The following is a 13,311-nucleotide window of genomic DNA, read 5'->3' as shown; positions in this document are numbered from 1 at the left end:
ATCAACAATAATTTCTGATCACAACCTGTAACGTTCTTCTGCCCTGATATTCATTGATTTCAGGGTAGTACGTTACAGATATGGTATCATGCATTGAAACAAATTCTGCAAATTCATCTGCTTCACCAAAGAATACCGCATCTTTCCAGATGCCATTTGCATCTGTTAATGTCATTTTTGCTACATTTCTGTTTTTCCCAAAGATTCTCAATTTTGAAACGCACAGATTTTTCTGAGCAAACAACGGTTTTGTATTTCCCTTTCCAAAAGGTTCCAGAACTTTAAGTTCTTCGATAAGTGTTTCTGTCAGGTAAGAAATCGGCATCGGCACATCGATCATAACTGTCGGTATGAGATCTTCCTCACTCAATGTGCAGTTTTCATTAAGCCTCTTCCTGAATCTTTCAATATTTTCTTCCGCCATCGAAAGTCCTGCTGCCATCGGATGTCCACCGAACTGTGTCAGTAGATCACTGCATTTGACAAGTTCCTCATACATCGAATATGCTTCTATCGAGCGTCCACTTCCTTTTACCCCATTTTCCGCTTTTGTCAGCACAAAGGAAGGTTTATGGTACAGTTCACGGATACGCCCGGCAATAATTCCCGCAAGACTTTCATGACATTCCGAGAGGTAAACGACAAGAACCCGGTCTTTATTCAGTCCCCTGATCTCGATTTCTTCTATTGCCCGTTCTTTTCCCTGTTCTGTCATTGCCTTTCTGCTCTGATTCAGATCATAAAGATCACCCGCAAGCTTCTCAGCCTCTTCTCTTTTTTCCGCGCACAAAAGCGCCAGCGCTCTTGTCGCAGTATCAAGACGCCCACTTGCATTGATGCATGGTCCGAGTACAAATCCCACATGATAGGCTGTGATTTCTGCTCCTTCCAGATTATTTACCCTGATCAGCGCCTGCAGCCCCGGTCTTAATGTACTCGCCAGCTGTCTGAGACCATGCTTTACAATGATTCTGTTTTCTCCCTGCAGATCCATTACATCACCAACTGTTGCAATCGCTGCAAGTTCTGTAAAGTCCAATATCTCGGACTTATCAATACCTGTCTTTTCATACAGTGCCCAGATCAGTTTCCATGCTACGACTGCGCCGCAGATATTTTTGTTAGGATATGGACAATCCTGCTGCTTCGGATTGATCACTGCATCCGCACACGGTATAAACCATTCACGTCCGTTTTCGCTGTCTCGAAATGGAACGTCATGATGATCCGTCAAAACCACGGTCATCCCTCTGTGTCTGGCATCTGCAATCTCATCCGCTGCCGCGATACCATTATCACAGGTCACGATCGTATCAATCCCATCTTCTGCTGCCTGATCAATCAACTGTTCATGAAGCCCGTATCCGTCTTTAATTCTGTCGGGAATACAGGTATCCACCTGTGCCCCCAGATATCTCAGCCCTTTCAGTAAAATACAGGTAGCCGTCACACCGTCAATATCGTAATCACCGATAATACGAATTTTTTTATTTTCTGCAATTTTTGTTCTCAAAATTTCCACTGCCTTGCCTATATCTTTCATAAGCCATGGCGATGGAAGCTCTTCAAGTGTTCCATGAAGATATGACTGTATTGCCTCTTCTCCGTCTACATCACGATTTCGAATAAGCCGGGCAATCACAGGATCGATTCCGAATTTCCTGCCAATCCCCTGAAAATCCGCCTTTTTGGCATATACCATCCATTTTTCCATGTATTCTCCTCTGCCCCCTTTGAAATATGCGCATTTCTTTACTCCAGATAGAACAATTCCCGGGGCAAATATCTGTCCCGGGAACCTAATTTCTTTTATTTCATTATTTGGACTTTTCTTCACCAGAAGCATTTTCTTTCGCTGCTGCTTCCTGCGCTGCAAGTCTTTCCGCTACTCTTTTACGGTTTTTCTTCTTTGGCTGTGTTGGATCCTTTTTGGCCGGCTGGCTGTTCTGCTTACCAGAGTTATTCTGTTTTGCAGAGGAAGCAGCTGTCTTTGCTGCAATCGCAGCCTGTGGAACCGGTTTTCTGTAATAACGTTTCATTACCAGCCACAAAGCACCTGTGATGCAGACAGAAGAATATGCACCGCAAATAACGCCTACCATAAGAGGTGCTGCAAATTCACGAATGGAAGATACACCCAGAATGTACAGAACTGCTACCATAACAAATGTGGTAAAGGAAGTGTACATACTTCTTGTAAGTGTCTGTGTGATACTTTCATTAACGATCTCATCAAGTTTTGCTCTGCTGCCCTTCGTATTCTCACGGATACGGTCGAAGATGACGATCGTCGCGTTGATAGAATAACCTACAATCGTAAGCATGCAGGCGATGAAGGTATTACCTACGGAAATTCTGGAGATTCCATAGAACGCAAATACAACCAGAACGTCATGCAGTAATGCGAGTACCGCACTGCTTGCAAAACGAATATCCTTGAAACGGAACCAGATATAAACAAGCATACAGAGTGTAGCAACAATTACAGCGACAACCGCATCTCTTCTCATTTCAGAACTTACTGTGGAAGAAATACTCTCTGTCGCGATCAGAGATTCATCTACGTCGAACTTGTCAACCAGTGCCTGATCCAGTTTTTCACGTTCTGCCTGAGAAAGAGTACGTGTTTTGATCACTACCTGATTTGTTCCGACAACCTTTGTAGGCTGTACGTTCTTATCTCCGGTAACTTCCTCTACAACAGGAGTTACTTCAGAATCAATCTGCTTGATATCCATATCTTCGTTGAATGTTACAGTTGTTGCTGTACCACCTGAGAAATCAAGCGCATAGTTTAATGCTGTTCCATCTACATTATGATGAATAAGCATTGCAACCGGACCACTCAGAATCAGAACGATGGAAATAATAAAGAAAACTTTACGTTTACCAACGATGTTGAATATTTTACGCTGTTTTGCACGGCCGTAGAATTTTTCATCGTGGAAGCCAACTGCATAAAGTGCATTCATTACAAATCTGGAAACAACCAGAGCTGTGAACATGGAGACAACGATACCAAGTGCCAGTGTATAAGCAAAGCCCTTAACAGTACCGGAACCAAGCCACATCAGTACCAGTGATGCGATCAGGGTTGTAATGTTTCCATCGAAGATTGCACTGAACGCTTTGGAGAATCCTGACTTGATAGAAGCTCTTACAGAATTTCCTGCTGCAATTTCTTCCTGAATACGAGCATAAATAATAACGTTTGCATCGACCGCCATACCAATACCAAGAATGATACCTGCGATACCCGGAAGAGTCAGTGTAATGTCAAATGCATTTAATGTGATCAGTACGATTGCCGTATACAGAATCAGTGCCACACCGGCAACGACGCCCGGCAGACGGTACATAATGATCATAAAGATAATTACGATGATCAGACCGATCAGACCTGCCATTACACTTGTGGAAATTGCTTCTTCACCAAGCTGTGCAGCAACAACGCTGGAACGAAGCTCTTCAAGCTCGATGCTCAGAGAACCGATACGGATATAGGAAGCAAGGTTCTGTGCTTCTTCTACATCAGCCATACCTGTGATCTGCGCCTGTCCACCTGTGATTGCTTCATTTACCTTCGGTGCACTTAAAATCTGGTTATCATAAACGATTGCGATCTGTTTGCCGACGTTTGCCTCTGTTGCATCTGCAAATTTTGTCTTACCCTCATCGGTAAGTGTCAGGCTTACGGCATATTCTCTGGAACTGTTTTTGTCAGACTGGAATGCACCACCCTGCGCATCCTTCACGTCTGTACCTTCCAGAACGACAGATCCTGCTTCACGGATCTCGTCAAGACTTCTTGCAAGTACATAACCGCTTCCTGTGCTGGTAAAGTTTGCATTGCCGTCGTCATCTTCTGCTGTGATAAAGCACAGGGAACCTGGTTTACCAAGGTCATTCAGGATTGCATCAGCATCTGTAACACCCGGGATTTCAACAGCGATACGGTCGTTTCCTTCTTTGTACACCTGCGCTTCAGTACTGTACTGTTCCACACGCTTCTGGAGCTTATATACAGTATCTGACATGTCTTCAGCACTCGGGTTACTGTCTTTTGCCTGATAAGTGATACTGACACCACCAGACAGATCCAGACCGGTCTTAATATTCGTCGCTGAACCGGTTCCGGTAGGTCCGATGCCTACTCCGGCCGTGTAACACAGAAAGACTGTGATAATGGCGGTCAGAAGCAGTACAACGATTGCTCTGTTTTTCTTCATTGTTCTTTCCCTTCTTACATTATTTTATTCCGCTAACGCGGCCTTTATCATGATTGCGCACTCCACTCTCTTACGCTGAAGTTCGCATCCGATACCATAATTGCCATTAATATCTTTCTGGAAATGATATGCATTGGCAGCACAGCCACCACTGCAGTAAAATCTTGCAAAACAATCCTTACAAGCTTCTTTTGTGTAAACGTTGCATTTACCGAACTGATCACGGATCTCCGGTCTGGTGATTCCCTCATCCACATTTCCCATAAGGAACTGTTCTTCACCAACAAACTGATGGCACGGATAAAAATCACCCCACGGTGTTACAGCCAGATATTCGGTACCTGAGCCACATCCGGACAGACGTTTGTAAACACATGGACCACCTGTAAGATCGATCATAAAGTGGAAGAAATTGAATCCCTTGCCGGCTTTTTCCCTGGCTATCATTTCTTTTGCCAGTGCATCATATTCTTCCTTAATCTGCGGAATGTCTTCTTCTCTGATTGCATACTCCTCTGTATCAGCAGCCACAACCGGCTCTACAGAGATCTGTTTGAATCCGAGATCTGCAAGATGCAGAACATCCTTTGAAAAATCAAGATTGTGATGGGTAAAGGTACCACGCACATAATACTTGTCCTGATTTCTGGATTCTGCAAATTTCTGGAATTTCGGAATAATCAGATCGTAGCTTCCTGCACCTTTACGGAATGGTCTCATGTAGTCATGAACCTCTTTACGTCCATCTACACTGAGAACAACATTTCCCATTTCTTTGTTGCAGAATTCCATAACTTCGTCATTGAGAAGTACACCGTTTGTTGTCAGTGTAAAACGGAATTTCTTATTGTGCAGCTTCTCCTGCTCTCTTCCGTATGCCACCAGATCCTTGACAACCTGCCAGTTCATCAGCGGCTCTCCTCCGAAGAAATCGACTTCCAGATTCTTTCTGGAACCCGAATTCGCAATCAGGAAATCAAGTGCTTTCTTTCCTACTTCAAAAGACATCAGCGCTCTTCTTCCATGATATTCGCCTTCCTCGGCAAAGCAGTATCGACAGGCCAGATTACAGTCGTGGGCAATGTGCAGGCACAGCGCTTTGACTACTGTCTGTCGATTTTCAGTAAATTCTTCTATTATATTTTCGTATACATCTCTGGTAAACAGCATACCCTGCTCTTTCAGCTTCTCACATTCAGAAACGGAAGTACGGATATCAGCTTCCGGATACTGATCCTTCAGTCTGTCTACGATCTCCTGCTCTGACAGTCCCTCCTCCATAAAAGGAAGTACTTCATATGTCACAAGATCTACCAGATGAATGCACCCACTGTTAATATCCAGAACAATGTTGTAACCGTTGCTCTGGTATCTATGTATCAGACTCATCTTTCTGAAAATCCTTTCCTGTATCTTTTTCTTTACGTTATCAGAGCATTACAAAGTAATTTCCTGTAACGTAAGAATAAGCAGCGGATTTCACTCCGCTGCTTAACTGATTGTTCTGAACCTGCTTATTTGTTCTCGCAGCTCTGATTTCCTACAGTACAGGAAGTTTTGCATGCTGACTGGCAAGATGTCTGACATTCACCGCAGCCGCCTTTTTTCACTGTGTTCTGCAGATTTTTTGTATTTAATGTTTTGATATGTTCCATTATATATCCCTCCTTATGTATAATTATCTGGAGACAGTATAGCATAAAACTGCCCTAAATAAAAGCCTTTTTTTCACGAGAGCATGCCGCCCAGCGTGCCGCCTCCCAGACACATAAAAAACGTCGTAATCGCATGCTGTGTACTCATATCCCATCGTCTCTGCACGATAAATGAAACGACCATAAGCAGTACAAAATAACACAGTCCTACCAGAAAACCCCACTTATATTTATTTTGACGCATGAGTTTTCCAGACAAAAAGCCGCCCGCCAGACAGGAAACTACATAAATCACAAGAATTCCAACCGTCACGGTTCCCTGCCCGATATCGAGCTTAAATACCATCAGTGCAAGAAGCAGAAGACATATTCCCGATAATGCATATGCCAGAAGTAAAGATCTCAAGATTGTTTTTATCTGCATAAAAAGCCCTCCCATACTGAAATATATGGAGGGCTTTTTCTTCATATGTACAAAATCGGAAATTTACTTTCTCTTCTTAAGGTATACAAGTACTGCTACAATTACTGCTGCCGCGATTCCGATAATCACAAACGGAAGTATCGGTGTGCTGTCTCCTGTAGATACTGCCTTTACAGAGCGGCTTCCGCTCTGTGTGCCCTGGTCTGAAGTCGAATTATCTGTACCCGACTGATCGGCTGATGACTGTACAGAAGTTCCTGAAGTACTGCTATTCGCAGCGGTCGTTGTGGATGACGAAGCTGTTGTCGGGCTTACTGTCGTAGAAGCTGTAGTTGTTGTTCCGGAAGAATAGCTTCCGTCCTCGATTTCTTCACCTACCAGAGTCTTGCTTCCGGCGATTCCAAACGGACTGAATGAATGTGTGCTGAATACCATAGTACTTCCATCCACACTCGGAACGATCGTCTCCATAGCGCCGCTGTCCAGAAGATGCTCTATTGTATAGTCATATCCTGCTTTGACCGGAACAGTCACGCTGATATATTCACCGTCCGGAATCTCATATTCTGTATTATTTTTCAAATCCCAAAGCTCAAATTCGTAAGATTTAAACAGATTTGCCTCTGCTTCATTACTGAATTCATAATTTTCGCCGCTTGCTGCACGAAACTGTACATACCATGGGAGATTGATTCCTGATACAGAAATACCGTTGCAGGTATGATTTGTCGCTGCAAGTTCAATCTTTTCTTCGTCGGATGGTTCTTCCTCTGCCACCGTCTGCGCACGCTGATCCGGAACAATCTCCTTTTCCGTGCCGTCGAAAATGTTGTCTTTATCGGCTTCCGGTGTCTCTGTAACATCTGGTGTCTCTGTAACATCTGGTGTAGCTGTAACATCCGGTGTCGCTGTCGTTTCTGGTGTTTCCGTCACTTCCGGATTCTCTGCATCATCCGGTGCAGCTGTAACTTCTGGTGTTTCTGTCGCATCTGCGGAATCTTTTTTCTCAGTGTCAGTTGAAACGTCTTTATTGTCAGGTGTTTCTGCTGTATCCTGAGCCTTGTCCACTGTATCAGCTGCATCAATATCTCCACCAGCTGTATCTGGTGTATACTGATCTTTTGCCTCTGATTCGTCTTTTACCTCACCATTATCTGATATTTCTGTACTTCCCGGTGTCTCTGTCGTCGTATCTTCACTGTTTTCTCCTGTATTTCCATTCTCCTGTGTTTCCTGAGAATCCTGATTCTCATAACCGTTATCTGTATAATCTATATCTTTGCTGAAACTGCTGACAACTACTGTCACGCTGCTGTAAATCGTATCCGACTGTCCGTCCCATCCAGAAAATTTCGCAAGGTCTGATGCCTTGTACGGACGAAAAACCACATCATATGACTGTACTCTCTTAGTTGGAACACTGGAGCTGTCCACCCATGACAATGTGCCATAATCACTTTTCGGAAGAGAAATTTCAGAAAGAGGAACCGGCTGTTCTACTGTAACATTATCAGGAATCAGGCTGCTGACCTCAACTTCCGCCGTACTTCCTGCCATAACCGGAACATAAGTAAACTGACCTGTTATAAGTGTCGCTGTAAGTGCCGCTACAGCAAAAAACTGCATATTCTTCCTCTTTTTCATCATAATCTATACACCTCAATCTATTTAAACATGAATTAACGTCTGCTTTAGTCTATTTATAATGGATGTTTTTACTTTTTTATGAAATACATCCTCAATCAATATATTGTATTTTTATCTTTTCGTAAACCTTTTGTAACAAAATCTTTTATTTTACGACACAGACATTATAGCACAGTTCTACTTTTTTCGACACCCCAAAATTATTTTTTTTATATTCCCACAGATTACATCATTAGTGAGAATTGCGTGACGATTCTCTGTACTTCTCCCAAAACAGATTGAATACCTTCCTCGGAGTTCATCCAATTTTCTTTCGTAACTCCATCAACACAACATGGGCATACCCGAAATTCTACTTCCGGATATGCCCTCTGATAATACATCAGTGATCTTCTTGCATGATAATTTTTGCAGCATAATAGTGCTTTTTTTATTTCTATTTCTGCTTTGTCCGTAACTTCACGGGAGAATCTGGCATTTTCCCATGTGAAGGTTGCCTGATCTTCCTTAAGAATTACTTCGTCCGGAACATGATTTTTTATTAAAACATCTTTTAAAAAATCCCATTCCGTCCGGTAATTGCCGTTATAACGCTCCTGTCCCGACAATACTCCGCCAAACTTGCCGACAGTGATACTGTATTTTCCACTCGGAAGAACAAACGACGCATAATTTTCCCCATAAAGTGCTGCCGCCTTCTCCGCCATCTGAGAATAACCATTCCCCGGAATAAAAATGATATCCGCTTTTTCCGGTTCATCTTCAGCAAAAATAAATTCACTGATCTGCTCTATAAATCTGTGGTACATATAGTCTTTCTCCTTTGTGTGCTATTTATTTTGTTACAATCACTGTACTGTAGCCGTCATCCCGCAGCCGCTGCTCCATATTAATGGCATTGCCAATCTGCTGAAAAGCACCTACCTGAACTTTGTACAGATCATTTTCATATAGAAGGAACGCCGGATAACCCACGTCATTCAGCTGATACAGCATACGATCTGCATTTTCCCTGTTGCGGTACGCACCGGTCTGCACCCGATAATAAACCGGCGCCTCTATTGTTTCTTCTGAAAGCGTTCCGAGAATCGCTCCGGCTATAGCTTCGGCAATCTCATTTTTCTTTTCGTCGTATAATTTGTTGTCTTCATCAGAATTCAGAAAGCCGGTTTCAATCAGAAGCGCCGGCATCCGTGTACGCCGAAGCACTACAAGTCCCGGTCGCTCCTTTACTCCTATTTCCCGAAATCCAAGTTCTCCAAGCGCACCAACGATATTCTGCGCCATCTCATATTTTATTCCGCTTTTATCATATACAAGGACTTCCACACCCTGATATTGATTATCTTCCGGACTGCTGTTCCGGTGAAACGAAATAAAATAATCAGCGCCCGACTGATTTGCAATGCGCGCCTTCTCAAATGGAGTCTGATAGACATCTTCGGTTCTAGTATATACCACATCCACACCGTTGTCTTCAAGGATTTTGCCGACAGCAAGCGTCAGAGCAAGATTATCATCCTTTTCTTTTCTTTCCTTATATATAGCTCCCGGATCCGTACCCCCGTGCCCGGCATCCAATACGATCTTATATGCCACTTCTGCTCTCCTGACCACTTTTTAATTAGTATATGCAGACGGCATGAAAAGTTTGCCCTGTATACAGGGGCCGGATAATCCACAGATATGGACATCAACAGTATGTAAACCGTCCGGTCTCACGGTTATAATGGTACACATAATATGTCAGAAAATCTTCGTCCGGAGTCGTGTCGCGCACTGTATCTGCCAAAACTCTTTTCAGATCTTTAGGATCCGCTGTTTTTTCACTGTGGATCATCACCTCGTGAATACTTGTAAATACCATATAAAATCCACCATCCAGCAAATCACTCAGGCGCTGCGCTACACCCGGCAGGAACACCGCAACAGCTCCATTAGTACGCGTTGCAGTACTCAGGCAATTCCCGATTGCACTCTTCTTTAACGGCTCGTCAAATAACAGATTCATGAAATTTTCGCCTTCATAATCCATATTGCAGATCAGTTTTTCCCAGCAATAGATCCTCGGTGGTGAAATAAAATATGTATTCAGCAACGCATCATTAAACGCCATCTGTTCATCTTTATCCCACTTTTCAAAAATATGCTGTTTAATCTTTACACTGGTACTGCATCCATCCAATTCTCCCATTCGGGCATAAAGAACCAGAGCAATGTCCCCGATTGTACGGAAAATTGCGTCGTCTAACTCAGCTCTGTTTTTCTCGACATTCAGAAGACGGATAAACAGATCATCTTTAATCTTTTCATAATCTTCCAGGTCTTTGCTCTTTTCAAAACATTCTGATCTGACAATAGCATCCAGCCGATGCATGATCTCCTGCACAATCCGCTCCATCGTGGCGCCATTCTGATGCCATTCATATAGATCTGCCACATAAAGTGCACAGACTTCATACACACCCTCCCGCTGCCGATTCTTCAAAAGCAGGCGATCTCCATCTGTAGGCGGATATTCCTCTGCTGTCTTGTAACAGATCATCTCCTCCTGGTATCCCGTCGCTTTAAGAAGTCTTTCACGAAGGTTGTTTACAAAAGTCTCATAATTCTTTTCCATATAGATTTCCTCTTCTTTCTGAATATTCGGGCGACATGCCCATGAAGTATAGATTGGAATAAAAAGAGGAAGCAGACGCTCCCTCTAAGAGTTGCTATGCATTGAGCATACAGCATATTTGACTTTCTGTAAACAAAATTCGTTCGACATATTCCGCGCTCTGCGTAGGTTTCACGCAAAAGCTCGACAAGCCATTGTCTGAAAGTGTTGTTTTTACAGCTTTCCTTCCTGGTCAAGAAATGTCAGAAAACCTTCGCATCCTCTGACAATGTCAGAATAAGTCGTGGTGAAATCACCGGTATACCACGGATCAGCAATGTTGCCGTGACTCCCGGCGTAATCCAACAGCAGGCTGACCTTTCCCTCCTGATCACTGCCGAGAATTCGAAGCATATTTCTGCGGTTCCGCTCTTCCATACCGATCAGGTAATCGTATTTGTCATAATCGGTCCTCTGAAGCTGCATCGCACGTTTTCCCTCACATGATATTCCATGTTTTGCCAGTTCCCGCTTCGCCGGCGGATACACCGGATTGCCGATTCCATTCCAGATTTCCTCCGTGCTCGTCGCCGCAGAAGCGACGTAAAATTTGTCGGCCATGCCGCGACGAGCAAGCATATCCTTAAAGATAAATTCGGCCATGGGTGAACGGCAGATATTGCCGTAGCAAATGAAAAGTACTTTTATCATTGTTTTGGTTCTCCTTGTTTTGCCCCGGAATGCCCTGTTTTGCAAGGGATTTCGGTGATTTGTGAAATGTGTGTATTGGCTGACATCTTGGCAAAATAGGGCAAGATGGAGCAAGTTGTTGTGGGCTGTTAGTAGTAAAGTTGGTAGTAAAACGGGATTTGGTTACTACTAAGGATTTTTATCATCAATGTATTACTTTAAGTGCATCCTTTCTTGGCATCTCAAAATGTTTTAGTTTTTCACTATTCTTTAATATCTGATAGCATGAAGCAGATGTAAGCGAAAGTAATTTTATAACCGCCACTCCAAAATATAAACAAACACCTGTAGAGCAAGCATATTCACTTATGATACCATGTGCAATCTCATTTCTTATATTTGCACCCGCTTGTTCATTTAACAGTCCTCTAAATGTAAATAAAATATCATTATCATAACAATCAACCAATTCTGGCAACGACAGAATAGAACTCAGCACTTTTTCCATTGACGAGCCATCTTTTTCTAAAGTTACTGTTAATCCACCTACCTCTCGTGCAATATTTCTAAAAAGATTTTCTACCTGTGGTGCAAGAATATGTAACGCTTCATAATAGTCTCCGTTCAAGAACATATATAATCCGCTTTGGAAAATTCGTTCTCTTCCATCGGGAATAATTGGATTATCTTTAACTAAAAACTCCACCATAGACTTATCAATAACAAATTTATCTCTTATTATAATTAAAGCATTCTTCACCCAAATATCACCAGCAACTTTTTGTTTTTCCAATGCATTTTGATACATATGTAGCTCCATAAGTTTCGGATCTTTTTCTGGGTCATGAATATCTAGCGGATGTAACGCCAATACCGTTTGTCCTTGAGCATTTATTAAACTCTTCCCAAATAAATGTGAAATAGGATTATCTTTAAATTCTTCTATTACACGTTTTTTTATATCTTCCTGTTTCTCAAACACAAACATCTGTGTCAACCGAATTACACATTCTTCAAATGATAATCCTTCCATATTTGCTTTTAGATTATCGATAACACCTTTTATATCTAATTCAACAGAAAATGGCACCATTATTTTAGGTATTTCTTTTTGTATTTCAACGAGTCTTTTATGAGCGGCATCTGCTTTGTCTGATTCTCCATTATTGTGATATAGCATTATTCCTTTTTGATAAAAATTGACAGCCCTTAATGCCTCTTGTATATCCTTCTTGAATATTTTCTCTGCAAACTCCAGATAATAATCTGCCAATAAATTGTTATTTTTTATTGCATCTTCCTTTCTTTTCAATTTAAACAAACATTTCGTTTTTAATTTATATGCTTGTTCTACCTTTGCAATATTATCACTGTTGCCATCAATCAAATCATCTAATACTTTCAAAATTATGGATACATCAAAATTCTTTTGCTTAAAGAAAAGTTCCATTATTCTCAACGAAAAAAAGCCTTCGGCACTTGCAGCCTTAGTATCTATAAACTCGTTAAACCACTCTTGTATTTCATTATACAATGTAGTTTGTTTTGTTTGTACTGAAATGCATACTGCTCTGCGAATCATATCAATTGTACCGACATTATCTTCATCCGTATACCACAACATAAATAATTTCCAATATGCATCTGCTGCAATTTTAGCAGCACTAAATTCTTTTTTATTAGTCCACAATATATCCGCAATCAGTGCACGTAAAATCAATGGCATTTTATCTAATTCCAAACTATGCAATATCAAATAATCATCTTCTGATATATCTTCTATTGAAAAAGTTCGACTACCATCTGCCATTACAAACATAGGATGAAATTCTATTCCATCATCATGAATTTTTGTTCCCAATGAAACTATGTTTTTCAATAAATCAAAAATACTTTTTTCTTCTTCACTTAATTCGATCCTATCAGCTTCAATAAACAAATTAGGTGACAACGAATATCTTTTATTCACAATACTCCGATTCAATAACTCATATATGTTCACCATATCATCTCCTAAATGCTAAATCTCCCTAAATTATATTATATCGCCATTTATATTTCTTTTCC

11 protein-coding genes are annotated in these 13,311 nt (G+C 41.7%); all 11 read right to left on the bottom strand.

Annotation, left to right across the window (positions count from 1 at the left end):
- Position 1: 1 nt before the first annotated feature.
- The gene (recJ, locus tag BQ7344_RS15305) at positions 2-1,714 is read right to left on the bottom strand and encodes a single-stranded-DNA-specific exonuclease RecJ (protein ID WP_072523481.1); all 1,713 of its coding nucleotides are present in this window, start codon (positions 1,712-1,714) and stop codon (positions 2-4) included.
- Between the two features lie 103 nt (positions 1,715-1,817).
- A complete protein-coding gene (locus BQ7344_RS15300; protein ID WP_072523220.1) occupies positions 1,818-4,229 on the bottom strand; it encodes a protein translocase subunit SecDF in 2,412 nt (803 codons plus the stop codon).
- A 24-nt stretch (positions 4,230-4,253) separates the two neighbouring features.
- Positions 4,254-5,618 (bottom strand): thioether cross-link-forming SCIFF peptide maturase, encoded by a 1,365-nt coding sequence (scfB, locus tag BQ7344_RS15295; RefSeq protein ID WP_181985307.1) that lies wholly within the window; start codon positions 5,616-5,618, stop codon positions 4,254-4,256.
- Positions 5,619-5,743: 125 nt separating this feature from the next.
- A complete protein-coding gene (gene scfA / locus BQ7344_RS15290; protein WP_015541285.1) occupies positions 5,744-5,884 on the bottom strand; it encodes a six-cysteine ranthipeptide SCIFF in 141 nt (46 codons plus the stop codon).
- Between the two features lie 73 nt (positions 5,885-5,957).
- A complete protein-coding gene (locus BQ7344_RS15285) occupies positions 5,958-6,308 on the bottom strand; it encodes a TIGR04086 family membrane protein (RefSeq protein WP_083585565.1) in 351 nt (116 codons plus the stop codon).
- A 63-nt stretch (positions 6,309-6,371) separates the two neighbouring features.
- Positions 6,372-7,934 carry a hypothetical protein gene (locus BQ7344_RS15280; RefSeq protein WP_072523219.1) on the bottom strand — a complete coding sequence of 521 codons (1,563 nt, stop codon included), beginning with the start codon at positions 7,932-7,934 and terminating at the stop codon, positions 6,372-6,374.
- Positions 7,935-8,179: 245 nt separating this feature from the next.
- Positions 8,180-8,764: a YdcF family protein gene (locus BQ7344_RS15275; RefSeq protein ID WP_072523218.1), complete on the bottom strand. Its 585-nt coding sequence runs from the start codon at positions 8,762-8,764 to the stop codon at positions 8,180-8,182.
- 25 nt (positions 8,765-8,789) lie between these two features.
- Positions 8,790-9,554, bottom strand: a complete 765-nt coding sequence (locus BQ7344_RS15270) for an N-acetylmuramoyl-L-alanine amidase (protein ID WP_072523217.1) — start codon at positions 9,552-9,554, stop codon at positions 8,790-8,792.
- A gap of 94 nt (positions 9,555-9,648) precedes the next feature.
- The gene (locus BQ7344_RS15265; RefSeq protein WP_072523216.1) at positions 9,649-10,575 is read right to left on the bottom strand and encodes a DUF5688 family protein; all 927 of its coding nucleotides are present in this window, start codon (positions 10,573-10,575) and stop codon (positions 9,649-9,651) included.
- Between the two features lie 213 nt (positions 10,576-10,788).
- A complete protein-coding gene (locus BQ7344_RS15260; protein ID WP_072523215.1) occupies positions 10,789-11,265 on the bottom strand; it encodes a low molecular weight protein-tyrosine-phosphatase in 477 nt (158 codons plus the stop codon).
- A 184-nt stretch (positions 11,266-11,449) separates the two neighbouring features.
- The gene (locus BQ7344_RS15255) at positions 11,450-13,249 is read right to left on the bottom strand and encodes a DUF4209 domain-containing protein (RefSeq protein ID WP_072523214.1); all 1,800 of its coding nucleotides are present in this window, start codon (positions 13,247-13,249) and stop codon (positions 11,450-11,452) included.
- Positions 13,250-13,311: the final 62 nt, after the last annotated feature.

The organism is Blautia sp. Marseille-P3087, from assembly GCF_900120195.1.
In the GTDB taxonomy this organism is placed as follows: Bacteria; Bacillota; Clostridia; order Lachnospirales; family Lachnospiraceae; genus Blautia_A.
This window is presented reverse-complemented; position numbering and strand designations above follow the sequence as displayed.

Bases quoted from the DNA above. Each gene is read 5' to 3' on its own strand.
- recJ (WP_072523481.1), bottom strand. From the start codon at position 1,714: ATGGAAAAATGGATGGTATATGCCAAAAAGGCGGATTTTCAGGGGATT.
- BQ7344_RS15300 (WP_072523220.1), bottom strand. From the start codon at position 4,229: ATGAAGAAAAACAGAGCAATCGTTGTACTGCTTCTGACCGCCATTATC.
- scfB (WP_181985307.1), bottom strand. From the start codon at position 5,618: ATGAGTCTGATACATAGATACCAGAGCAACGGTTACAACATTGTTCTG.
- scfA (WP_015541285.1), bottom strand. From the start codon at position 5,884: ATGGAACATATCAAAACATTAAATACAAAAAATCTGCAGAACACAGTG.
- BQ7344_RS15285 (WP_083585565.1), bottom strand. From the start codon at position 6,308: ATGCAGATAAAAACAATCTTGAGATCTTTACTTCTGGCATATGCATTA.
- BQ7344_RS15280 (WP_072523219.1), bottom strand. From the start codon at position 7,934: ATGCAGTTTTTTGCTGTAGCGGCACTTACAGCGACACTTATAACAGGT.
- BQ7344_RS15275 (WP_072523218.1), bottom strand. From the start codon at position 8,764: ATGTACCACAGATTTATAGAGCAGATCAGTGAATTTATTTTTGCTGAA.
- BQ7344_RS15265 (WP_072523216.1), bottom strand. From the start codon at position 10,575: ATGGAAAAGAATTATGAGACTTTTGTAAACAACCTTCGTGAAAGACTT.
- BQ7344_RS15260 (WP_072523215.1), bottom strand. From the start codon at position 11,265: ATGATAAAAGTACTTTTCATTTGCTACGGCAATATCTGCCGTTCACCC.
- BQ7344_RS15255 (WP_072523214.1), bottom strand. From the start codon at position 13,249: ATGGTGAACATATATGAGTTATTGAATCGGAGTATTGTGAATAAAAGA.